Genomic DNA, 25,695 nt, shown 5'->3' with positions numbered 1-25,695 from the left:
ATTACCCCCGTTTTGGCCGTCAAACCGTTTTTTGGGGGGAATGCTTAAAGATACAAAAAAGGCAACTAACTCGCAATGAATTAGTTGCCTTAAATTTTATTATTTTAGGAATATCCCTACTTATCTTTAAAGAATTGAATTATTTTAAGACAGTTTCTAACTGTTATTCATTCAAGAACAATAATAGAAACCAAATTTCTTTATAATCCCAGTTCAGCCGAAATCTCCAACATCCGCTGAATCGGCTTCACTGCCTTCTTAGCCACCTCCGGATCTACCGTTATTTCCGGTGCTTCATTCTTCAGACACTCATAGAGCTTCTCTAACGTATTTAACCGCATGAAGCTACACTCGTTACATCCGCACGTACTATCGTTCGGAGGAGCAGGGATAAACGTTGTCTGCGGACACTTCTTCTGCATCTCATGCAGGATACCTGATTCGGTAGCCACAATATACGTGTTTTCCGGGTGGTTCACGGCATACTTCAACAAAGCAGCTGTAGATCCTACCACATCAGCCAGTTTCAATACTGTACTCTTACATTCGGGATGTGCCAAGACCAACGCTTCGGGATGCTGCGCTTTCAATTCCATAATCTTTTCAACAGAGAACTGTTCATGCACATGACAAGCTCCGTCCCAAAGAAGCATATTCCTGTTCGTAACAGAGTTGATATAATTACCCAAATTCCTATCCGGACCAAAGATTATTTTCTCATCTTTGGGGAAGCTTTCCACGATCTGTTTCGCATTGGTGGAAGTCACCACCACATCTGTCACTGCTTTCACGGCAGCTGTCGTGTTGACGTACGAAATAACGGTGTATCCCGGGTGCTCTTTGACAAACTGTGCAAACTGATCCGCCGGACAACTGTCCGCCAACGAACAACCTGCCATCATGTCGGGCACCAGCACTTTCTTGTCCGGACAAAGCACCTTTGCCGTTTCCCCCATAAAGTGAACGCCACACATCACAATAATGTCCGCTTCCGTCTTGGCTGCCCATTGAGCCAATGCCAAACTGTCGCCAACGTAATCAGCGATATCCTGTATCTCACCCTTCTGGTAGTAGTGACCCAGAATGATTGCATTCTTTTCTTTCTTTAACTCGTTAATAGCCTTTATGAGTTCATTCATAATAATATTCTTATTTCTTTCCTTTTAAAAAAATCCTTTGTTAGTGATGATAGCCTGTTAATAATGTTAGCAAATAAATACGATTTTTCTTGCCGGATAAGTTATTAGTCCATACTTCTGCTTTATGAGTCGGTTATGAACTGATATAAAGGGCAAGATATCCTATCCTACTTGCTTCATTATCAATGAAAGCATCGTTAAATGCCGTCAAATGGAAGTTTGCTATTAACTCCCTGTTGATAAAGTGCAAAGTTAAAAACTTTATGGATATAAACAGGCAGATAAGTGCTGAAAAATATGTTTATGTCTGTGTAGAAAGTTTTGGGTTAGTTTTTTGGAATGTTCATAATGAAGGCCTCTTATATCTTCTTTTGAATAATGCAAGAATTATTTTTCAAAATCTTTGCCGATAGTTTTGACAGGTTTTAAACCGTTATCAACACCTTGTTAACTGAAAAGAATTACCTTTGTGGACAAGAACATAATAAAAGAAAAGACGTATGCGTAAACTGAAAATAACAGAGCTGAACCGTATTAGTGCCGAAGAGTTTAAACAGGTTGAAAAACTGCCTTTGGTGGTAGTGCTGGACGATATTCGTAGTTTGCACAATATAGGTTCTGTGTTCCGTACTTCGGATGCTTTCCGTATTGAATGTATCTATCTGTGTGGTATAACAGCTACCCCACCGCACCCTGAAATGCATAAGACTGCGCTGGGTGCAGAGTTCACTGTCGACTGGAAGTATGTTAATAACGCTGTTGATGTTGTTGATAACCTCAAAAACGAAGGGTATATCGTTTATTCTGTAGAACAGGCGGAAGGAAGCATCATGCTTGATGAACTCCAGCTGGATAAAACCAAGAAGTACGCTATCGTTATGGGAAACGAAGTGAAAGGGGTACAGCAGGAGGTTATTAACCATTCGGATGGCTGTATAGAGATTCCTCAATATGGTACAAAACATTCGTTGAATGTTTCCGTAACTACCGGTATTGTGATTTGGGATTTGTTCAAAAAGTTACACTAATAGTCATAATACAGGATTGGTTAATAAGTTGTTTATAACGAGTTAATAGCTTAGTTAATTCATTTATAATCAATAACTATGTTCTGTTTATAACTATATGGATCCATGTTGATTCTATGGGTGTTGGGTAGTTATTATTATAGTTGTTGATAGTTCGTTTTCAGGCTGTTAATACTTGAGTTGTCAGGTATTAACAGCCTATATGATACGTATTAATAACTGGGAACTCAAGTATTAACTTCTGAGAAACCGGAAATTAATACCTTGCAGGAAGCTTATTAATTCTTGAAATGATAACTAGTATGGTTGAGTAGTGATCAATTAGTTTATAAAGTTGATAAACTTATAAGCTGATTGATTTTAGATCTGTCCGTTCTCCACCATCAACACTACACGTTCCGTTAGTTTGTCTTCACCTTGCGGATCATATTCTTTTTTTAAACTGGCTCCGAACAATGCAGCAAAAGTCTGATAGAATCCCGCTTTGAAAGGTCCCATAAATGCTTTTACCAGTTCATAACTGGTAGAATTGCTTTGGCGGTCTATTAATTTAATCAACAGTTTCCCCTGTGCAAACGATAGTTTTTTCATTCGGGGAGTATATTGATCTTTCAATCCTTTTTCAACCCGTTTGATATGTTTTTGGCGGGCTTTCTCATTGGGCAAAGTCTGAAGATATTCGTAAGTTTCAATGATGGCCTGGTTAATTTCTCTGGAGATAGGATATACCTTTTTCACATTGCGAATCAGTCGGTAATATTCCTGACGTTCCTTTTCATTTTTGAATTTCAACGGACGGAAAATATACACAGTTCTTAACTGGACACATGGAATGGTATCTCCATTGTAGATACACATCGGAACCAAATATCCATTGATGCTTTGTTTATCTTGAGCTTGCAGGCGCAACGAACAACAAACAATAGCAAACAGCGTCATTACTACTATGTTAAGCCTTCTTTTCACGATACAAAAATAGAATTAAAATTTTATTATTCAGACATTTCTCTTCGATGTTAACCTATTTAAAGTATCTTTGCGGCCTTATCTGTTAAAAAGCAGGAAGAATAAACCATTTTATTGATGAAAACTATTCAACTTTTACGGTTGATAAGTATTATAAACAGCCTGTTAATAATTCCTGCTTGTAGTGCTCAAAACCCTTCCGAAAGTCTTTTAGAAGATGTTCTTGAAGATTTATCTGTTAATAACGGAACTGATAACTCTGTTAATACTCCTAATTGGGAAAATGAATTGGAAGAACTTTCCAATCGTATGCAGGAACCAGTTAATTTGAATGTTGCTACCCGTGAACAACTCGAACAGTTTCCTTTCCTTAGTGATATTCAGATTGAACATCTGCTGGCCTACATCTATATACACGGACAGATGAAAACCATCTATGAACTTCAACTGGTAGAAGAGATAGATAGGCAAACAATCCAGTATTTACTACCTTTTGTCTGTATAAAAGCTATTAACAATGAACCTGCTTTTCGGTGGAAAAGTCTGTTGAAAAGCGCAGCAAAGTATGGAAAGAATGAGCTGTTAACTCGCTTTGATATACCATTTTATAGGCGAAAAGGTTATGAACATACCTATTTAGGACCTTCTGTTTATAACTCTGTGAAATACAGTTTCCGATACAGTGACCGACTCTATGCAGGAGTCGTTGCTGAAAAAGATGCCGGAGAACCTTTTGGAGCTTTACACAATCGCTACGGCTACGATTATTATTCCTTTTATCTGTTATTAAAAAATTGTGGACGATTAAAAGCATTAGCTGTTGGTAACTATCGGCTTAGTTTCGGACAAGGATTAGTGATTAGCACTGATTATCTGATGGGAAAAACAATCTACGCCTCTTCTTTCAACAGCCGTAGTAGCGGGATAAAGAAACATTCTTCTACCGACGAATACAACTATTTCCGAGGAGTAGCTGCCACTGTTTCTTTAGCAAAAGATTGGGATCTTTCCGGTTTCTATTCACACCGTTCATTAGATGGAGTAATCACTGACGGAGAAATCACCTCTATCTATAAAACCGGACTGCACCGAAGTCAAAAAGAAGCGGATAAAAAGAACCTATTCACCATGCAATTAACAGGTGGACACGTGAGTTATCAACACAACCGTATTCGACTGGGTATCACCGGTATTTACTACCTTTTCAACCGACCATACGAACCGGAATTAACAGGCTATTCCAAATACAATCTTCATGGAAACAACTTCTATAATCTGGGGATTGATTATGCTTACCGCTGGCATCGTTTTTCTTTTCAAGGAGAGACGGCCATCGGAAAACAAGGTTGGGCCTCTTTGAACCGTTTGCAATATTCACCGGTTCAAAACACTCAAATCATGTTGATACACCGGTTTTATTCTTATAACTATTGGGCCATGTTTGCCCATTCTTTTGGTGAAGGAAGTACGACACAAAATGAACAGGGATATTATATCGGCATGGAGACTTCTCCTTTTGCCTATTGGAAATTCTTCGCCTCATTCGATTTATTTTCTTTTCCGTGGAAAAAATACAGAGTAAATAAACCCTCTCGCGGAACAGACGGATTGCTTCAAGCCACTTTCACTCCACGCAGCTATCTATCCATGTATCTGAAGTACCGCTATAAACGCAAAGAACGGGATTGGACAGGTAGTAAAGGATCACTAACACTTCCTATTTTTCACCATCAACTTCGTTATCGTTTGAACTATTCTTTAGGAGATGTGTTAAGCAGTCGTACAACTTTAGATTATAATCATTTTCATTCTCAGGACAGAGCTGCTAATATAGGATATCAGGTTACACAAATGATATCCTCCCAACTGCCTTGGGCCAGGCTGTTTGCTGACGTTCAGGGCAGTTACTTTTTTACAGAGGATTATGATTCGCGCGTATATGCTTCGGAAAGCGGATTGCTTTATACGTTCTACACACCGTCCTTCCAAGGTCGTGGATTTCGCTGTAGCGTCCGTCTCAGATATGAACTGAATAAGCACTGGTTGTTCATAACCAAGTTTGGCGAAACAGTCTATTTAGATCGGAATGAGATCGGTTCGGGCAATGATTTGATCTGTGGAAATAAAAAAGCAGATGTGCAAATGCAACTGCGTATTAAGTTTTAATGTATATTTGTCTGCCAAAAATAATAGAAGAATACGATATTAAATGGATGACAGGGCTACTTTTGACAAAATGTTTAATGAATGGTATGCACAGTTTGTATATTTTGCATATTATTTTATAAATGACGCTGAGGTATGCAGAGATATCGTAAGTGATGCTTTTGAGTATTTGTGGCGTAATTATGAAAAGATAGAAGAGGCGACGGCTAAAACTTATCTTTATACAATCATTCGTACACGTTGCATTGACTATCTTCGCAAGCAAAATATCCATGAAGAATATGTAGAGTTTACTTCGCAATTAACTGATAAAATGATAGAAAGCGATTCGCAACATTCTGATTCTCGTGTTTTGCGTATTCGTAAAGCTATGGAAAAGTTGACTCCTTATAATTATCATATATTGGAAGCATGCTATATTCATAATAAGAAATATAAAGAAGTGGCCGAAGAATTGAATGTAAGTGTTGCGGCTATTCATAAGAATATAGTAAAGGCTTTGCGTATTCTTCGCGAAGAATTGGGTCAAGAGGGTAACCGGAATAGACTTTAAAACGTAAATATATATATTGAATACATTATTTATGGATGAAAAGAATATAAATATAAGTAAGTCGGAAGAAGAACTCCTGGAAATTATGGAGAATCGTTCTCATATAACTACTGATCAATTGCATAATTTGAAAGAAGATGAGGAGTGCTTGCAGGCATATTCTGATTTGGCAGAAATTGTGATAGAAATGCAGAAAAAACAAAATATGCTGGCAATTGATGTCCGGAATGAATTGGCAGATTTTCATAATAAACATTCTAAAAACGATCGAAGAAAAAATACGCGGATACTGTTGTGGGCCAGTGCCACGGGTGTAGCGGCGACTGTTGTCATAATTTTAGTTTTGCGTGCAATGATGATTTCGTCGCAACCGGAAATCATTCAAGTGTTTCAAGCCAATCATGTTGCCCAAGAAGTCACTTTACAAGTGAATGATGAGAAGGAAATAAAACCACTAAAAGAAGTGGTAGAATCTCTTTCGTCTTCCTCTACTGCACAGTTGTCTTCTAAAGAAATAGATTATAGTCGTGCTCTTCTTCAGACAGAAACCAAGGAAGTAGGAAAGCAGAAAGTACAGATACATAGATTAAGTATTCCTAGGGGAGAGACATTCAAAGTCGTTTTATCTGATGGGACTGAAGTTTTCTTGAATTCGGATAGTCGTCTGGCTTACCCTACGGTTTTTAAAGGAAAAGAAAGAGTCGTCTCTTTGGAAGGTGAAGCTTATTTTAAAGTTACTAAAGATGCAAAACATCCTTTTATTGTGAAAAGTGGAAATCTACAGGTTCGCGTATTAGGAACGGAATTTAATGTGCGTAGCTACTCTCCTATTGATGTCCGTGTTACGCTCATTACAGGAAAAGTGGCTGTTAGCGATACTTGTGGAATTCATAGTGTTGAAATGATGCCGGGACAAAGTGCACAGCTTTCTTCTGACGGAACGTTTGCTGTGAACGAGGTGGACATTGAATCATTTTTATATTGGAAGGAAGGATTTTTCTATTTTGACGATGTTGCCCTGGTTGACATGATGAAAGAAATAGGGCGTTGGTATAATATAGATATTGAGTTCCGCAATAGCAAAATTATGGATCTTCGTATGCATTTCTTTGCAAATCGTCACCAAGACATCTTTCACTTGATTGAATTATTGAATCGAATGGAGAGGATACATGCTCATTTTGAAACAGGAAAACTAATTATTGAATAAAAAACGAGCAAAAAGTCATAAATCTGAATAGAAATATATATTTCTGAAAAATAAATTCTTTTAAGGGTAACCATTCTTTTTTAAACTTCGTATATAATTAAAAGAATGAAATATTATTTAACTATTCGGGCTTATGAAAAAGAATCAAGCACAAAAGTTCATTGTCTTGTTCTTGTTTTTCCTTTTTGCCTATTCATGGCGTGTTGAAGCGCAAACAGGTAAGGAAAAGCAAATAACAATGGAGTTTAAAAATGAAGGATTACCCTCTATTTTTAAACGTTTTGAAAAAGTATCGGGATATAAAGTTCTTTTTATCTACGATGAAATCAGTTCTTATACTTCTACCGGAAAAGTAGAAAAAGCTACAGTCGATGAAGCATTGAAAGTGATTATCGGGAAAAATCCGTTGAAATACCACATTGACGGACAATTCATCAATATCACAAAAGAGGATTCTAAAAAGTTTTTTTCACAAGTAAAAGGAAAAGTTTTTTCCGAGGAAGACGGACTTCCTGTTATCGGTGCCACTATTATCGTAGAAGATGCCAATAATATTAGGGCTATCACGGACAATAATGGTAATTTTCAGCTTTCTAATGTTTCGAAAGATAGTCGGGTTAGAATATCGTATGTAGGTTTGGAGACTCAGTTCTTGAATCCTTCATCCTATATGTCGGTAGTGATGAAGTCTGATACAAAAGCACTCGATGAAGTGGTGGTGACAGGTATGTTTAATAGAAAGAAAGAGGGATTCACTGGTTCTGCTGTTACTATCAAGGGTGAAGAACTGAAAAAGTATAGTACGAATAATGTGGCTAAAGCGATAGCTGCTGTCGCTCCCGGGCTTCGTATCATGGATAATATCAATATGGGGTCTAATCCGAATAATCTGCCTGATATGCGTATGCGTGGCGGTGCAAATATGGATTTGAATGCACAGGCTACGGTAGATTTAAATTCTGCCAGTAATGATGTGCTGGCAGTTCAGGGCGAATATGAGACCTATGCCAATCAACCGCTGCTTATCATGGACGGATTTGAAATCAGTATACAGACACTTGCTGATATGGATCCCGACCGTGTTGCTTCCATCGTTGTGTTGAAAGATGCGGCAGCTACGGCTATTTATGGTTCGCGTGCGGCAAATGGAGTAATTGTTATCGAAAGCAAGACTCCCAAACCGGGACGGATTTGGGTGACTTATGGTGGGGAACTTCGTATTGAAGCTCCGGATATGACCGGGTATAACTTGATGAATGCAAGAGAGAAGATAGATGCAGAGTTGCAAAGCGGACTTTATACATACGGCGGCGAAACAGTTGAAAAATGGCAGCTCTATCAATCTAAATTGCGTGAAGTGCTGGCAGGAGTAAATACTTATTGGCTGGACAAGCCTTTGCAAACAGCTTTCCAACAACGACATACAGTTACGCTGGAAGGTGGTGATGAAGCCTTACGCTATCGGATGTATGTCGGATATAATAGTTCTCCGGGTGTGATGAAAGACAGCAAACGTGATGTACTGACCGGTTCACTTGATTTTCAGTATCGTCTGAAAAAGGTGTTGTTAAAGAATAGTATTACGTTGGATAATTCGGTGGCTAATGAGTCTCCGTGGGGAAGTTTTAGTGAATATACCCGCTTGAATCCTTATCTGCGTCCGTATGGAGAGAACGGAGAAATACAAAAACGGCTTGATAATTTCGAAGGAGTGGGTGGTGAGTCGAGCTACCTGAATCCGATGTATAATACAACATTCAACAGTAAAGACCAAAGTAAAAACTTTACAGTACGTGAACTTTTCAAGGTGGAATATAATCCTACTAATGAATTACGGTTTGAAGGAGCTTTTAATCTGTCCAAGAGCGTAGGACATCGTGATATTTTTCGTCCTGCACAACATACGCTTTTTGATAATGTGACTGATCCTACCTTAAGAGGTGATTATCGCAGAAGTCAGAGTGAAGCTGTCAATTGGGGCATAGATTTAACAGGAAGCTGGAATAAGCAACTGGAAGATCACTACCTGACTGCTAATGCACGTATGAGTGTATTGGAGAATAATTCGGAGACTTATGGAAACTATGTGACTGGTTTCCCGAATGATAATATGGATAACTTGTTGTTTGGTAAGAAATATAATGAGAAGGTGACAGGAGATGAGAGGACAACGCGCTCCATTGGTTGGGTAGCTGCTGGAGGCTATTCTTATAAATATAAGTATTCGTTCGACTTTAATATACGCTTGGACGGTTCATCACAGTTTGGAAAAAATAACCGTTGGGCTCCTTTCTGGTCAACCGGATTACGTTGGGATTTGAAAAAAGAGAACTTTTTGAAAGATGTATCTTTTATTTCCGATTTCATTTTGAGGGGTACATACGGTACGACCGGTTCCCAAGGTTTTGATCCTTATCAGGCACATGGTTATTATACATATTCCAATTTGCTGCTTCCTTATTACTCATCGGATGCAACAGGTTCGGAAATCTTGGCTATGCATAATGAAAGTTTAAAATGGCAGACTACAAAAAGTACTAATCTTGCCTTGGAACTTGGTTTTTTCGATCAGCGTTTTACTGCACGTGTGGAATATTATCGGAAAATAACAGATAATATGGTTGCCAATATAAGTCTTGCTCCTTCTCTTGGTTTCAGCAGTTATCCGGAAAATCTGGGAAAGATAGAGAATAAGGGCTGGGAAATTTCTCTCTCGGCTATTCCTTATAAAAACACTGCCGAACAAGCTTATTGGACAATTACAGTAAACGGTTCTCATAATACTGACAAACTATTGAAAATATCGGAAGCGATGAAATACAGAAATGATAAAAGTGCGTCAGATTTAAAAGATACGCCGTTGCCACGTTATGAAGAAGGTGAATCTCTTTCCCGTATCTGGGTAGTACGTTCATTAGGTATTGATCCGGCTTCCGGAGATGAAATATTGTTGAAACGTAACGGAGAGATGACGAGTGCCGTTAACTGGAGTGCGAATGATGTAGTACCTATTGGTAATACAGAACCTAAATGGCAAGGATATATTAATTCTTCCTTTACATACAGAGGTTGGGGAGCAGACGTCAGCTTCAGGTATCAGTTTGGCGGTCAGGTATATAATCAGACTTTGCTTGACAAGGTGGAAAATGCTAATTTGAAATATAATGTAGATCGACGGGTAACTCAGCTACGTTGGGCGAAACCGGGTGATAAGGCACAGTTCCGTATTCTTAATCCTAACGGTTTGGAAACGAAAGCCACTTCCCGGTTTATAATGGATGAAAATATATTCCAGGGAAGTTCGTTGTCTGTTTACTATCGTATGGATCGTACTAATACAAAATTTATTAGTCATTGGGGATTGAGTTCCGCTAAAGTGACGTTTAATATGGAAGACTTTTTCTATTGGTCTACAGTGAAACGCGAAAGAGGTTTGTACTATCCGTATTCCCGTCAGTTTACATTTGCTCTGAATGTTGCTTTCTAATTAAAAACATATTTGTATGAAACAGATAATATATATACTATTAACAACAACAATGCTGGGACTTATGTCTTGCAGCGACTGGTTGGATGTATCTCCGAAGACTTCTATTCCTACCGACAAGCAATTTGAGTCGGAATCAGGATTTAAGGATGCGCTTACAGGTATTTATTTGAAGTTGGGAACCACGACATTATATGCTGGAGACTTGACTTATGCTTATTTGGATGAGTTGGCAGGATTATATTCCGATTATCCGGGGTATAATACAAATGCTGTTTTCGACCAAAGTATCGTATTCGATTATGAGAACATATTTTTGAGTAAGAAGAATGGGATTTACTCAACGATGTATAACATCATAGCCAATATTAATAACTTCTTGGAGTACGTAGACAAAAATAAAGATGTTTTAGTTACCGAACGATATTATGAAACTATGAAGGGAGAAGCACTCGGGCTTCGCGCTTTTCTTCACTTTGATTTGTTGCGTATGTTCGGTCCTGTTTATAAAGAACATCCTGCATCCAAAGCTATACCTTACCGTACTGCTTTTGATAAGGATGCCACTCCTGTTTTACCAGCCAGCGAAGTGGTTGACGCTATTCTCAAAGATTTGAATGATGCTGAAAAATTACTGAAAGAGAGTGATCCTCTTGATTTTTTTACCGATCAGACGGATGAAGATTTTATAGATAAAAATCATTTTCTTGTCAATCGTGAGTTTCGTATGAATTTATATGCGGTGAAAGCTATGCTGGCTCGTGTATATTGTTACAAAGGTGATGCGGAAAGTAAAGGATTGGCTACAGAGTACGCTAAACAAGTGATTGCTGCCTCTAAGTATTTTACATTGTACAAATCGCAGACTGCTTCCAATTACAATTCCATACGCTACGCAGAGCAAATCTTTGGAATAACAGTCAATGAATTCTCCAATTTGCTTATTGGAAATTATATGGATATGGAGAATACCAATACTCAGCAACATTTCTATCTGGATGGAGATAAATTTAAATTCTTCTATGAAACTGCCGATGCAGGGAATACTGACTGGAGAAAAAATACGGAAATGTTTGAGGTTATTAATGGGGCAAGTCGGACAGATGTTTTTTGTAGAAAATATAATCAGAAACCTTTGAATGGCGGATATGCTTATTCCGGTGCTGACGCTATCCCTTTGATACGCTTACCCGAAATGTATTATATTGTAGCAGAATGTGTTCCTTCTGCATCGGAAAGTGCTGACGCGTTAAATACCGTACGTTTTGCACGTGGTATCTCTTATAGTGATGAAATACCGACTACCGGATATGATGACCTTGATAATACTTCGGAAGAAGACAAAAACCAGACTAAACGTATTAATGAGATAATGAAAGAATATAGAAAAGAATATTTCGCGGAAGGTCAACTTTTCTATTTCTTGAAAGCGCATAATTATAGCACTTATTATGGTTGTGGGATTGAAACGATGACTGAAGCCCATTATCAGATGACGTTGCCGGATGACGAGTATATTTTTGGAAACAACTCTAAATGATGAAGCATTATGAAACGTATTATATATTTTGTTTTAGCTATTCTTGTTTGCGGCATTTATGTAGGATGCAGTGAAAACGAGATAGACTTATATGACCAGACACCTCGTATCAATTTCTATGGTAGCACTACGCATGTCCGTACTTTGGTTGATACGGATTATGTGAAGAAAGAACCTTATGCTGTAGACAGTTTCGAGGTAAGAATACAAGGAGATTTTTTGAAAGAGAATCGTGATTTCTGTGTGAAAGTAACTCCGAATAATGATTATCAGAATTCAGTGGATGTATTATTGGAAAGCAAGTATACATATACTGACCTTGATACAGTTTGCCAGATATTCTATTATAAAATAAATCGTCCGAAAGTACAGGCAGGTAGAAATATCTATGGTTGTTATCTGGAGTTTGATTTGAATAACCCTCTTCATCAGTTTGATAAAGGTCTGGTAGAAAAGAATCAAATCGTTTTAAATGTCAGATGGGAGTTGAAACCGACCGAATGGAGTGATTATGTGGGATTTGGCAGTTATAGCGATGCTAAATATATGTTTATTATGGATGTATGTCAACGTGTATGGGATGATTTGGAAGATGAAGATATTGATGTAATCAAGCAAGCTTATAGAGAATATAAGGAGGAGGGAAATCCACCGATTTTAGGTGAAGAGGGTGATGAAATAGAATATGAATAAGATTAAAAAGAAACGTTATGAGGAAATATATCATCTGTATAGTAAGTTTTATCGGAGCGGCTTTATTGCAAACAGGCTGTTACGATGACAAGGGAGATTACGATTATCATGATGTAAATACGATGGATATCGTAATACCTGAAACGAAGGTACGTATGCCTAAAGAGGAAGCAGTCGAAGTTTCAATTATACCCGAGATTTCTCAGACTTTGGAGCAAAATGAGAAAAACCTTGTATTTCAATGGAAGAAAACAATCGAAGGAAAGAAAGCGGGGTCGGACAGACTTAGTGATTATAAAGATTATTCCGTAGGCAAAGAATGTAAAGTAACAGTCGAGCCTTATGAATCCGAAAATATAGGTTTGATGTTGGTCATTACGGATAAAAAGAATGGAACAACCTGGTATCAGATAGGTGAAGTTGCAATTATTCGTCCTTTAAATCCTTGCTGGTTTGTATTGCAGGAAAAAGAAGGAAAGGGAGTATTAGGAGCGATAGAGGGTACTCCGGAAGGATATTATGTTTATCCGGATGTCTTTAAATCAGAACTGAATCAGTCATTTCCGTTAGAAGGAAAACCTTTGGCGGTAAGTGCAAGAAAAAACTATGGGGATTCGTTTTTAAGTAGTATGCTGGGTTTTTTTGGTTTTAAAGTAAGTCCGGCGTTAATGGTGGTAACCGATCGGGACTTGGCCTTGTTGACTCCAAGTACTTTAATAACGAGATATCCATCGAATAAAATACTTTTTGAACCGACTGGAAAAGGGGAACCGTTGAATATCGAGCTCTATAAGATGAGTACTCATGGTGAATTGTTTGTGAATAGTGGAAAAGCATATTGTGCTCCTATGGATGGATTTTGTGTACCATTCTCAGTAAAAAAGGAAAGTGAGTTTCCCGCCATTTCCGCTTATGGTTCGTATGGAGGAGGCTATTTGTTTTTTGATTCTGAAAATCATCGTTTTCTTGCTTCCTCTATTCTGGGTTTTAGCGATTATATGGTACCGAATTCGGCTACTCAAGATATACGTAATTATGGAACTAAATGGACTGATCAGAAACCTGTCAGGACATATTTAATGTCGTCTGATGAATCAAATGTCTTTGATCCAAATAAGATTGATCCGTCTTTAGAAGTGCATGACATTGTTACGGGAGGAAACGGGGGAAATTTTGCTTATGCAATTGCTGCTCCCCATAACGGAAAAGAGCTGACTGTGTTTAAATTCAGTGCGCAAGATGAAGATCCGATTTGTGCTGCCCGGTATACGATTGCTTTACCGTCCGAAGTAAATGTAGAAACAGCAAAATTTGCAGCTTCTTACGCGTATACGGCAAACCTTATATTTATGACATCGGGTAATAAATTATATCGCATTGATCTTGGTCGCGGAAGGGCAATTGAACTTTATACTTATGAAACTGATCCGTCAGCACAGATAGTTAGTTTTAAATTTAAGGACCCTGAAAGTGTGAGAGAGGAAGATGACGATGAGGAAATAGGCGAATATAAGGAGAAACTAGGTATGTCTCTCGGGTTGGGTATCAATACTGCTGACAAAGGTGTAGTTGTCGAATTGCAATTGACAGTGGCGGGCGATGTAGCTCGTGAAGAAAACAGCATTTGTGTTTACGAAGATCCCGATCAGCCTATTGGGAAGATTGTTGATATTAGCTATAATTATGAATAGTATAAACCGGTCTTTATGCTAAAAGGAATTATCGGTGCAGTATTTCTTGCTGTTGTCTGTACTTGTCTGTACGGGCAACAGCAAAGTATTACAACTTTTATTAAAGAAGAAGCACCAGTGGAAGTTATTCCCGGTATGTTTACTACCTACCGAAGTGATAAACATATCTATTGGGAAATCCCGGATTCATTGATTGGACGTGAGTTTGCCGTAACGACAACTATCCTGACAGCTCCTGCCCGTCCGGACCGGGATATGGAAAAGAAATTCGGATATGCGGGTGACATGATAGGTCCGGTATTTTTCAGTTTCCGTAAACAGGGTGACGAGTTGTGGATGATGGATCCACAATATGAGAGGGTGATAGAAAATCCTGAAGGAACGTATGCAAAAATCGCCGCCCAACGTGGGAACGAAAGGCTTTATAAGATATTACCGATTAAAGCTAGGAATCAGGGAAGCAGCTTGATAGAGATTGGTGAAGTATTAAAAGATTTTCCTTTGTTTACTCTTGATATTGTATCTTTTGATTTATTGATAGGTACGCGTTTAAGAGAGAAAGATTATATCAAGGAAATTAAAGGATATGACAACCGCTTGTTGATACACGCATCACGAGTTTATCGAAGTTCGTCAATGAAAATACCAGGTAAGCCTGTTGCACCTCCTTATATTGGAGACTGGGATACAGGTATCTGCATAAAATTACTGTCAAAAAGACCGTTGGAGGCAGTTGCTGCAAATACCGGAGCTTATTTTTCTATCAGCAAGGAGTGTTTTCAAGGGAATCAGCCTGCTATTCGGAAATCTGTTGTCAAACGATGGCGGCTGGAAATAAGGGCGGAAGATGAAGAAAGATACATGAGGGGGGAACTGGTAGAACCCATACAACCTATTATTTTTTATATAGATCGTAATACACCGGAAAAGTACATCGACTGTATCATTGAAGCGGTGCGTGACTGGCGTCCGGCTTTCGAGAAAGCTGGATTTAAGAACGCCATTGATGCGCGACTGGCTCCTACCGTTGAGGAAGATCCTGATTTTAGTATTTATGACAGTACTTATCCGTTCATCTCATGGAAGATATCAGGACAAAATAACGCTTATGGACCGACTCCATGCGAACCCCGGTCCGGTGAGATTATAGCTTGCCACATCGGTATTTTTTGCAGTGTCTTGAATTTGGAACAGAAATGGTATTTTGCTCAATGTGGAGCGAATGATCCACAGGCATGGAATATAGAGCTGCCGGACTCTTTGCAATACGAACAGATAAAACAAGTATTGACACATGAAGTGGGTCATACATTAGGGTTGGAACATAACTTTCTGGGTAGTTCTCATTACTCCATCGATCAATTACGTGATAATGACTTTTTAAGTCAATATAGTATTGGTAGTTCCATAATGGATTATGTGCGGTGTAATTATGCTTTGCGTCCTCAAGATAAAGTTGATTTGAGAAACAGGCGGGTACGTGTCGGCGAATATGATAAGTGGGCTATTGAATGGGGCTACCGTATATTTCCGGGTAAAGATGCTTCTGAAAGAGAAAAGAACAGGACCCTTTGGAATCAGGAAAAACAGAAAGATCCCTCATTACATTTTTCGGGCAGAATGGATGTACGGGCTCAGGCGGAAGATTTAGGTAATGACCATGTTATGGTTAATACACAGGGAATAGAGAATCTGAAATATTTGTGTGAACATCCGGATGTCTGGAATGTGACGGATAAAATGTCCTTGCGTGTATTACAGGGGCGTTATGAAGCGGTATTGGAGCATTATATGCAGTGGGTACAGCACGTTTTGTCTCATTTGGGTGGAAAGCGTCTTGCTGAGCCGGATGATGAGAATATTTACATACCCGAAAAAGCCGATTACAATAAGAAGGTTATGAGCTTTATACAGGCTTATATATTACAACCGCCTGTGTGGATGTTTGATGAAAAACTTACCGCTAAATTAGAAATAAACGGTAGTCGGGAGTTCGATCGCTTTTATGAAGAGCTGATGTCGGAAATGATTCGTTCCCTCCGGGAAGTGGAAAGAACGGAGAATGTTTGTGAGGATATGTTGTCTGTAGATGAGTTTTTGGAAAGCATACATAAAGAATTATTTGCCGAATGGGCTGACAATATTCCTGTAAGTGACGCCAAGTATAAAGTGCAGCTGCTTTATGTGAGTAAACTTGTTAAATTGTTGGATAGATCAGAAAAGATAACTTCGTCGAGATTATTGGTTTCCATTATGCAGGCTTTGAATAGAATAAAGGAGGAAAGTCTTGATTATAGCCATAAGATTACGGATCCGGTTGCCAAAAAACGGGCAATGTTTCTTGTAGATAGTATTTTGTTTTAATGATGAAAAGTAAATAAAGAAATTCATGAAGAGAAGAAGATATGTGATTGGTATATTGTTGTGTGTCACAGTTTTGCTTCAGGCACAGGATTCCGTCAAGTCATTTGACGAGTTTTTTGTTGCCGGGATGGATAAGATCGACGGTGTGTTTCCTGTGTATGTAGCGGAAAAAGAAATCTATTTGGAAATACCCGAAAAATATATCGGGCGGGAAATTGAAGTCAGTGGACAGATAGACCGAGGGTTTGATTTGTTGAATCGTCCGGTTGACGGACTGGGAGTAGTGCGTATTATATCTCCGGATAAAGCTACAATTTGCTTTCAAACCCCGTTTTATACAGAGCATATTTTAGATGAAAAAAGCACATATCAGCAATCTTTCTCGTTGTCAAATATACAACCCGCCGGTGAAAGTTATCCAGTGGTGGCCTATTCAAAAGAGCAGGGAGCCATTATTCGGATAACAGAGTATCTGATGACTGGCGATGACTGGTTCAGCTATAATGATAATTTTATTCGTTCCTTGGTTCCGGAATTGTCGGAAATAATGAAAATACATCCTTTTAAGGAAGGTGTGTCGTTTACGGTCAGGCGCTATCATGGAGTTGAAGCGGAAAGATATATGCTGTCCAGTTCTGCTGTTCTATTGCCTGAAGGTAGTATGCCTTTGGAAGTCACTTGTGCAGTACGCTTGCTACCTCTGAAAAAAGATCAGGTCCGCCTGGCAGATTACAGGATACCCTACCGGACATTGAGTTTCAAAGATTACTCGCAAAATCCTTATTGTATGGTAGAAGATTCATTGATTCTTCGTTGGGATATGTCACAACCGCTTACTTTCTATGTAGACACCCTTTTTCCGAAGGAATATTTCCAGGCAGTAAAGGAAGGAGTGGAAGCATGGAATACCGCCTTCCATAAAGCAGGTATTCATGATGCTTTACAAGTAAGGTATGCAGACCGAAAGATAATTCCGGCGGAACAACGTGCTTTTATATCTTATGATTTGAGAATACCGGGGATTAAAAGTGACTTTATCTGTCATCCTCGTACCGGAGAAATACTTTCATGTCGTCTGAATATCGGACATGGATTCCTAAAAGGAAAATTAGACGACTATCTGTTAAGTTGCGGTGCCTCGGATTCGCGTATTCTGGCTGACCGTTATTCTAAAGAAGTGGAAAAAGAATTGTTGCAAAATGAAATAACGGAAGAAATTGGATATCTTTTAGGTTTGCGCAGAAGTTTATCGAAAAGTTCGTGTGGAAAGACTTTAAAAGTTGGAGATGATGATTGCCGTACTATTTATTTTGGTTATCATCCTTTCAAAGGAGACCAAAATTGTTATGATGAACGGGAGAAGCTCCGCCAATGGATAGAGCATAATTTACCAGATCACATTCGTTTATTCCAACCATCAGGGAAGGAGAATTCTAATTCTTCATTTCCAGAAGATTATACGGTCAAAATATCGGATTTACAGACTGTAGTGAGTCGGTTGGACAAGATTGTGTATAAGGGGAAGAAATACGATAAAGGGAGTTCGCTCACTGATATATACAGAAAGGCTATTCGTCTGTATGGGAGTTATCTGATGGAAATGGCAAAGGTGGTGGGTAGTTCTCAACCGGCAGATGCGCAGCGTCAGGCAATGCTTGATTTGGACAACTGGTTGTTTCATCCTGTTAAAAAGATGGAATGTACCTATGTAAAAGAGAATTTATTGGAAACAAGAAACAATCTTCTGTATCCGGAACTGGCGAAGTTGTTCAAACAATTGTTGAGTGTAAAGACAATTTCAGCTCTTCGATTGCAGGCGTTGCAGAGTGACCGGAAGGGATATGACGATATTGATTTTTTCCGGGATCTTTATAAGGGGTTGTTTAATGGTTTTGATCCGCAGTCTGCCGTTAGTTATGAACAGATGGATATTCAGCTGATATGTTTGGAAGCGTGGCTGGATATTATGCAGGAAGCTACTGAACATAATAGTATAAAGAAACGTTTAACGAACGAATTGCATAGTCTGCACGATAGACTGGAGGAGCTTAGCACGACACATTCCCAAAGGGAAGTACGTGATATGTATATTCTGCTTTTGAGAAGAATGGATCAATATTTCCGTGTGGTTTCTTGAGTGGCGTTAGAGTAATAATTTGTTTGGGATGATGAAAAAATGGTCGTACAGATAGAATAACCTATAAGTTTTGGGTTATCTTTGCTATGATTTATGAATAAATAATTAGAATAAGATGACTATTATTTTTCCTTCACCCATCTTCGGCCCTATTCATTCCCGCCGTTTGGGAGTTTCTTTGGGAATCAATTTATTGCCGGACGACGGTAAGGTTTGTTCATTCGACTGCATTTATTGTGAGTGTGGTTTCAATGCCGAACATCGTACGAAGAAACTTCTTCCTACCCGTGAAGAAGTCCGTACGGCTCTTGAAGAGAAACTGAAAGACATGCAGGCAAACGGCCCTGCTCCCGATGTACTGACATTTGCCGGAAACGGTGAACCGACTGCGCATCCCCATTTCCCGGAAATCATAGAAGATACACTTGCGCTTCGCGACAAGTATTTCCCAAAAGCAAAAGTAAGCGTATTGAGTAACTCTACATTTATCGACCGTCCTGCTGTATTCGAAGCACTGAACAAGATAGATAATAATATCCTGAAACTGGATACGGTGGATGAAGAATACATTCATCTGTTGGACCGTCCTAACGGAAAATATTCTGTTAAGAAGATTATCGAAAGAATGAAAGAGTTCAAAGGAAACTGCATCGTACAGACGATGTTTCTGAAAGGAGGTTATCAGGGAAAAGACATGGATAATACATCCGACAAGTATGTGCTCCCCTGGATAGAAGCAGTGAAAGAAATCGCTCCCCGGCAAGTGATGATTTATACGATCGACCGGGAGACTCCCGACCACGATTTGCAAAAGGCTACGCATGAAGAGTTAGACCGTATTGTGGCTTTATTGGAAAAGGAAGGTATTCCGGCAACAGCTTCTTATTAAAATATAATTCAAACAGGGATATATTTCTTCTTGATAATACGTAAGAAAATTAATATAAGAGGGCGAACTAATAGAATTCAGAAGTTTTATATTTCCTATTTTATTGCTCGCCCTTTTATTGGCTTCATGAGCTGTTTCAGCCTATTCTGACAAGGGTATATTCTCACTGCGATGAGAAAAAGTTCTCATTGCAGTGAGAGTTTTTTCTCATTATAATGAGTATTTTTTCTCATCGCAGTGGGAATGCTTGAGAATGTGTACTTCCCTGATAATGTTTCCTTTCTTCACATAATCTTTCGGCAATATCCCGAACTGCTTCTGAAAGCAACGGGCAAAGTACGAAGGATTATTGAATCCTACAATGAAACAAACCTCATTGATCCGGTATTTACGCCAAGTGTTATCTGCAAAACGTTCTTTATAAAGAACACTCTTTCCAGATTAAAGGGCTTATTTACCTAATTATGTTTCCTGTAAATACTCATTTTACCGAAACATAGTTAGGTAAACAAAATAAAGTTCTTATATTTGCATGAATTGAAGGTTATTAAAAAACTGATTTTGGTATGGAAAAGACCCTGATACGCCAGAATGCCCAATGGAATGGCAAAATGTTTGATCACTTGTGTCCGAGAGACATCATGGACAATCTTCTGAAAAAGAAAACGATGCGTCATGTTCAGATACTGACCGGTGTACGTCGTTGTGGCAAATCTACTGTCTTCAAACTATTAATTAATGATCTGTTGCAATCAGGAGTGAGCGGTAAGTCGATTCTTGTACTTAATTTGGATGATCCGCAGTTCATTCCATTTTGGGATGATTCCTCCAAATTATTCGGCGTGATTGAAAATGCAGAACGTCTGACGGGAGAGAAAGTGAAATTCCTGTTTTTGGATGAAGTACAACATTTATGTGATTGGGAGATATTCATAAAGAGTGCTTATGACACTGAGATATTTGAAAAGATATATATTACGGGGTCTAACTCGCAATTGTTACAGAACCGTTTTTCCGCCTTGTTGTCCGGTCGTTATTTCGAGAATGAAGTGCGTCCGTTTTCTGTTCGGGAAGTTTTTCGTTCGCAAGGAATAACGACTTTGCTTGATTGTTATACCCAAACACCGAAAGTTCTGCGTATCATGGACAATGTCCTTTCTACAGGTTGTTTTCCTGAAATCGTATTGGGTGATGCTGATGAGGACATCAAACAGGAATTATTGAAAAGCTATTTCGAATCCATTGTGCAGAAGGATTGCATCGTTTATAGTGGCATACGTGACACCCATTTGTTCTTTCGTCTGGTCAGTTACTTGATGCAGAATATGGGGAGTCGTTTTTCTATACCGGCTGTGGGTAAGGCACTGAAAAGCAATGAAAATACAGTTGCGTCCTATCTCAACTTTTTGTGTGACAGTTATATTTGCGTCGATGTACGTAACTTTTCTTATTCTTTGAAAGAGACTTCCCGTTCCCAGCATAAGTGTTATTTCATTGACAATGGCTTGGTTTCAGCCAATGTCTTTCGTTATTCTCCGCAAAGTGGTAGTGCCTTGGAGAATCTTGTTTATAATGAGCTGAGAAATAAAGGGTATATGAATATTTCATTCGACAATAGTAAGACGGAATGTGATTTTTTGGCGTATAAAAACGGGAAAGCTTATGGCTTTCAGGTTTGCTATGAACTGAATGACATGAACCTGAAACGTGAACTGTACGGATTCGAACTGGAAAATGTGATGCTCGAAAAGAAGATACTGCTTACTTACAACCAGAAGGAAACTTATGGGGATATTGAAGTTGTTCCCTTTTGGGAATGGGTTATGTCACCACCTTTCACATAATCTTTCGGCAATATCCCGAACTGCTTCTGAAAGCAACGGGCAAAGTACGAAGGATTATTAAATCCTACAATGAAACAAACCTCATTGATCCGGTACTCCCCTTTCCGCAAAAGTTCTCCGGCTGTTTTGAGCCGTATCAACCGGATATAATCATTGGGTGGCATTCCGGTCAGCCCTTTCAACTTGCGCTGTAAGTTGGAACGGCTGATAGCCATCTCCTCTGCCATCTTATCGATGGTAAATTCTTCATTGGTGAAATTGCGGATAATGATTTCATTGATCGTGTTCAGCCATTTCACGTCTGTTTTGTTCATTAATGTCTGGTCGTATGACATATTCGGCACCGTTGAAAAGTGATTGAACAGCATGCGCCGGTTTTCCAGCAGATTATTGATGGTGGCTTTCATGTGGCTTAGCGAGAAAGGCTTTTCTATATAAGCGTCCGCGCCATAGTCAAGACCCGCAATTTTTGAATCGATGCTGTCGAGTGCCGAAAGCAGGATAAACGGGATATGACAAAGCATATTGTCGGAACGGATGGACTTTAATAATTCGAATCCGTCCATGTGAGGCATGACGATGTCGCTGATAATAAGATCTACTGTTGTTGTCTCCAGACATTCCAAGGCTTCCTTGCCATTGGCGGCTGTATGGATGGTATAGGTATTTCCCAGATTCTTAGCCAGAAACTCCAGCATATCCGTCGTGTCTTCCACTACCAGAAGAGAGTAACCGGCGGGTTCGCTCTCTTCCTCCAGAGCGGGAACCTTGTCGGGCATGGAAGTAATGGAGGGGCTGACAGAGATGCTTTTCTCCAAATACGGAATTTCCACACATACTTCGCATCCTTCCGTATAGCCGGGATTGATATAAACCTTTCCTTTATGCTTTTCCACCAACAATTTGACGAGACTCAATCCGATTCCTACTCCCGAACCGTTGTTTCCTGTGTTTCCCACTTGATAAAACGGTTCGAAAACCTTGCTGCATTCCTCTTGCGGAATACCCGGACCGTCGTCGCGTACACACAAGAAGAGCGTACGCCCTTCTGCAGACAGATGTTCGTCCAAAATCACCATAATGCGGGTGCGGGCATATTTCATGGCATTCGTCAGCAGGTTGCTGACAATTTTAGTCAGCGCCTCCTGGTCTACATTATATTGCAGATGTTCTTTCGGCAGGGAGACACTGAAAGAGATTCCGGTCAGGGAGATGGCACGGAAACGGTCGATGATGTCCTCTATCATCCGGTTGATATCCACTTCATTGAATGAAAGCGTATAACCTTCCTTGTCCACTTTTCGGAAGTCGAGCAATTGTTTGATAAGCTCCATCAGCCGGTTGGTATTCTTTTGTATCACAGACAGGTTGCTTTCCACTTCACTGTTCCATTCATGTGTTTCCAAAATAGCTTCCAGCGGAGCTTTGATAAGACTAACCGGAGTCTTGATTTCATGTGCCACTTGGGTGAAGAATGTAATTTTCGACTGGAACAATTCCTGATTCTTGATTTGTTCCATCTCTTTCATCTTTCTTGCTTTCACAGCCTGCTGTTTACGCAAATAAAGCTGTATCAGGAAATATGCGAGGCCACACGCTATTAGTAAATAGAAAATCTTGGCATAAATGGTCTTCCAGGGTGGAGGAAGAATTTCAATATGCAGGCAACAGTCGTCATTGCTCCAATATTCATCGTTGTTACTGGCTTTCACACGGAAAGTATATTCACCCGGAGGCAGGTTGAGAAAAGATACGTTATGTTTATCCGTATATATCCATTCTTTGTGAATACCGTCCAGTTTGTAGGCATATAAATTCTTGCTGGGAGCCACATAACTAAGACTTTCGAATGCGATGTCGAACGATACCACCTGATAAGGAATCGTTACTTGTCCGCTAAGAGCAGGTATACGCTTGCTAAGGCTTACTTTGTCGTCGGGGCTGTGCATATATACCGCCGAAATAGACGCCGTAGGTCTTACCTTATTAATAGATAACTTGAACGGATAGAAACAATTAAACCCGTTCACCCCACCGAAATAGAATTTCCCGTCACTGGCTTGCAGGGAAGAGCGGAAATTGAATTGGTTGCTTTGCAATCCATCCTCGATGGTATAGAGTTGTGCCCGTTTGTTTTGCGGCTCATACCGGATCAGTCCCCTATTGGAAGAAAGCCAATAGTTACCCGATTGGTCGTCCAGTATGCCATAGATGATATTGTTTGACAGATTCTCTTTGGTAGAGAAGTTTTCAAAACGGTCCTCCTGATAGTGATAACGGCAGATACCACCGCCTTCGGTACAGAACCATAGATGCTGTTTATGATCAATATACACACGGATTACCCAGTTGCTGCAAGGAGAATCAGGATTTGCCGGGTCGTTGCGATAGTTGTGCAATTTACCGGTTTGGCGGTTGTAACGCCAAATGCCGTCCCTTTTGCTTGCCAGCCACATGTCCCCATGTTGGTCTTCAACCATATCGTAGATAAAGATATGGCTTAAAGGTTCCAATGTTCGGAAAGAGTCACTTTCCGGGTCATACCGGCAGAATCCGGAAAGCGTTCCCAGATAAATGCTGCCATCCTTCGTTTGATAGATGGAGTAGATATGGTCGTTAGGAATTGAATGTGGGTTTGCGCGGTTATGGCGATAGTTTTTCATTTTTCCCGTTTGAGTATCCAGGATATATAATCCCCGTGAGAAACTGCCAATCCACAATTTTCCTTCATTGTATAGTAGTGCATGGATATTGTGATAACCGATGTTAGGGTTACTGCTTCTCAACAGATGGTTTTTGAACTTTTTCGTGCGGGGATCAAAGAGATTCAGTCCCCCGTCTTCGGTAGCAATCCAGATGTTACCGTCGGGATCTTCGCAGAATTGGCTGATTACATTTCCCGAAAGAGAATTTTCCGTACCATTGGGATAATACCACTCGATATCCTTATGCTTGGGAGACAGGTAACTCACTCCACTGAAATAAGTCCCGATCCAGATTCCCCCTTCCCTATCCTGATAACAGGCATAGATACTTTCTTTATTTTGTTCGTCGTCGGTAGGCAGACATTCTCCTGTCGTGGTGTTGAATGTATAAAGTCCGTCGTCGGAGCCGAGATAGAAAGAGTTGGCTGTCCGTTGAAACAAGGTGCGGATGCGCGGAATGGTAAGCGTGTCCCCTTCTCCGAAGTAATAGCGGAATTGCCCTGTCTCTTTATTGAAACGTGCCAGTCCCCCGTACCATGTACCCGCCCATAATACTCCCTGCGAACTTTCCATCAAAGAGATAATCTCGTTGCAGGCAGGACGTCCGAAAGAAGTGCCCTCGGATATATATCCTGTGAAGTTGTCCGTACGTTGGTTGTATTTCGCCAGCCCATTCCGGGTACCTATCCAGATAGTCCCGAACGAGTCGTTATAAATCACCCATATGTGATTATCCGGCAGTGAATGAGGATCGGAAAGAGAATGCAGATATTGCCTCAACGTACCTTTTTTCTCGTTGTAGACAAACAGCCCGTTGGTTGTTCCGATCCATAACTGCCCGTCATTGTCGTATGCCATTCCGAAGACGCTGTTGACTGATGCCCCGTCTTCCGTCTGTTTATCGAATACGGAGAACTTCTCTTCCCACGAATCGAATAAATACAGCTTCTCCGTACTGGCCACCCAAATCTGATTGTTATCCTGATGGCGGCAGATCGTTACTATATTCATATAGCTGTTTCCGCCGTTTTCTGACGAATGTCCGTAGTTGGTGAACTCGATGCCGTTGAAACGATTCAGCCCGTCCTGCGTTGCAAACCACATATATCCGATGCTATCCTGAAGGATGCTCCGGACACAGTTGCCCGATAACCCCGATCTAACGTCATATTTCTTGTAGATATTGGCGAAGACCAGAGAAACCGATGCCAACAATATACATATGGATAAGATGGATCGTTTCATAGTTTCCTTTCTTTATATCCCCTGTTTGCAGGAGCTAT

The 25,695-nt window shown here is 39.8% G+C and carries 16 protein-coding genes and 1 pseudogene; 13 read left to right on the top strand and 4 right to left on the bottom strand.

Annotated features, from left to right (window positions below):
* On the top strand, positions 1-206 hold a 206-nt coding region (locus LPH68_RS02840), incomplete at its 5' end, for a hypothetical protein (RefSeq protein WP_230296855.1).
* On the opposite strand, the gene nadA is transcribed toward LPH68_RS02840, so the two are convergent.
* Positions 201-1,139: a quinolinate synthase NadA gene (nadA, locus tag LPH68_RS02835; protein ID WP_151923897.1), complete on the bottom strand. Its 939-nt coding sequence runs from the start codon at positions 1,137-1,139 to the stop codon at positions 201-203. The genes LPH68_RS02840 and nadA overlap by 6 nt on opposite strands.
* Before the next feature lie 500 nt (positions 1,140-1,639).
* On the opposite strand from nadA, the gene LPH68_RS02830 reads away from it, so the two are divergent.
* Entirely contained in the window at positions 1,640-2,167 is a 528-nt protein-coding gene (locus LPH68_RS02830) for an RNA methyltransferase (RefSeq protein ID WP_008641423.1), read from the top strand.
* Positions 2,168-2,527: 360 nt separating this feature from the next.
* Here LPH68_RS02830 and LPH68_RS02825 read toward each other — a convergent pair whose 3' ends face one another.
* Positions 2,528-3,106: a DUF4294 domain-containing protein gene (locus LPH68_RS02825; protein ID WP_004308443.1), complete on the bottom strand. Its 579-nt coding sequence runs from the start codon at positions 3,104-3,106 to the stop codon at positions 2,528-2,530.
* 144 nt (positions 3,107-3,250) lie between these two features.
* Here LPH68_RS02825 and LPH68_RS02820 point away from each other — a divergent pair, with 144 nt between their 5' ends.
* The 10 genes from LPH68_RS02820 (at position 3,251) to LPH68_RS02775 (ending at position 19,863) form a co-directional block, all read left to right on the top strand.
* On the top strand, positions 3,251-5,299 hold the full coding sequence (locus tag LPH68_RS02820; protein WP_151923896.1) for a helix-hairpin-helix domain-containing protein: 2,049 nt from the start codon (positions 3,251-3,253) through the stop codon (positions 5,297-5,299).
* A gap of 43 nt (positions 5,300-5,342) precedes the next feature.
* On the top strand, positions 5,343-5,852 hold the full coding sequence (locus LPH68_RS02815) for a sigma-70 family RNA polymerase sigma factor (RefSeq protein ID WP_004316100.1): 510 nt from the start codon (positions 5,343-5,345) through the stop codon (positions 5,850-5,852).
* A gap of 31 nt (positions 5,853-5,883) precedes the next feature.
* Entirely contained in the window at positions 5,884-7,062 is a 1,179-nt protein-coding gene (locus LPH68_RS02810; RefSeq protein WP_004322647.1) for a FecR family protein, read from the top strand.
* 133 nt (positions 7,063-7,195) lie between these two features.
* Entirely contained in the window at positions 7,196-10,549 is a 3,354-nt protein-coding gene (locus tag LPH68_RS02805; RefSeq protein WP_151923236.1) for a SusC/RagA family TonB-linked outer membrane protein, read from the top strand.
* Positions 10,550-10,565: 16 nt separating this feature from the next.
* Positions 10,566-12,089, top strand: coding sequence for a RagB/SusD family nutrient uptake outer membrane protein (locus LPH68_RS02800; RefSeq protein ID WP_151923237.1), 1,524 nt, complete (start codon positions 10,566-10,568; stop codon positions 12,087-12,089).
* Between the two features lie 9 nt (positions 12,090-12,098).
* A complete protein-coding gene (locus LPH68_RS02795) occupies positions 12,099-12,782 on the top strand; it encodes a DUF4843 domain-containing protein (protein ID WP_151923238.1) in 684 nt (227 codons plus the stop codon).
* 17 nt (positions 12,783-12,799) lie between these two features.
* Positions 12,800-14,473 (top strand): PKD-like family lipoprotein, encoded by a 1,674-nt coding sequence (locus LPH68_RS02790; protein ID WP_004316105.1) that lies wholly within the window; start codon positions 12,800-12,802, stop codon positions 14,471-14,473.
* A gap of 15 nt (positions 14,474-14,488) precedes the next feature.
* Positions 14,489-16,837, top strand: coding sequence for a zinc-dependent metalloprotease (locus LPH68_RS02785; protein ID WP_074637962.1), 2,349 nt, complete (start codon positions 14,489-14,491; stop codon positions 16,835-16,837).
* Positions 16,838-16,862: 25 nt separating this feature from the next.
* The gene (locus LPH68_RS02780) at positions 16,863-18,974 is read left to right on the top strand and encodes a DUF5117 domain-containing protein (protein ID WP_230296854.1); all 2,112 of its coding nucleotides are present in this window, start codon (positions 16,863-16,865) and stop codon (positions 18,972-18,974) included.
* A gap of 115 nt (positions 18,975-19,089) precedes the next feature.
* A complete protein-coding gene (locus tag LPH68_RS02775) occupies positions 19,090-19,863 on the top strand; it encodes a radical SAM protein (RefSeq protein WP_004298756.1) in 774 nt (257 codons plus the stop codon).
* A 210-nt stretch (positions 19,864-20,073) separates the two neighbouring features.
* Here the strand turns inward: LPH68_RS02775 and LPH68_RS26800 are convergent.
* Positions 20,074-20,253: pseudogene (locus LPH68_RS26800) on the bottom strand (helix-turn-helix domain-containing protein); the annotation flags it as partial.
* A gap of 176 nt (positions 20,254-20,429) precedes the next feature.
* On the opposite strand from LPH68_RS26800, the gene LPH68_RS02770 reads away from it, so the two are divergent.
* Entirely contained in the window at positions 20,430-21,707 is a 1,278-nt protein-coding gene (locus LPH68_RS02770; RefSeq protein WP_151923239.1) for an ATP-binding protein, read from the top strand.
* Here LPH68_RS02770 and LPH68_RS02765 read toward each other — a convergent pair.
* Positions 21,647-25,657: a hybrid sensor histidine kinase/response regulator transcription factor gene (locus tag LPH68_RS02765; RefSeq protein WP_230296853.1), complete on the bottom strand. Its 4,011-nt coding sequence runs from the start codon at positions 25,655-25,657 to the stop codon at positions 21,647-21,649. The two genes, LPH68_RS02770 and LPH68_RS02765, sit on opposite strands and share 61 nt — an antisense overlap.
* Positions 25,658-25,695: the final 38 nt, after the last annotated feature.

Source organism: Bacteroides sp. 1_1_30 (assembly GCF_020982715.1).
GTDB classification, from domain to species: Bacteria; Bacteroidota; Bacteroidia; order Bacteroidales; family Bacteroidaceae; genus Bacteroides; species Bacteroides xylanisolvens.
Note: the sequence above shows the minus strand (reverse complement) of the source record. Positions and strands in the feature narration are given on the sequence as shown.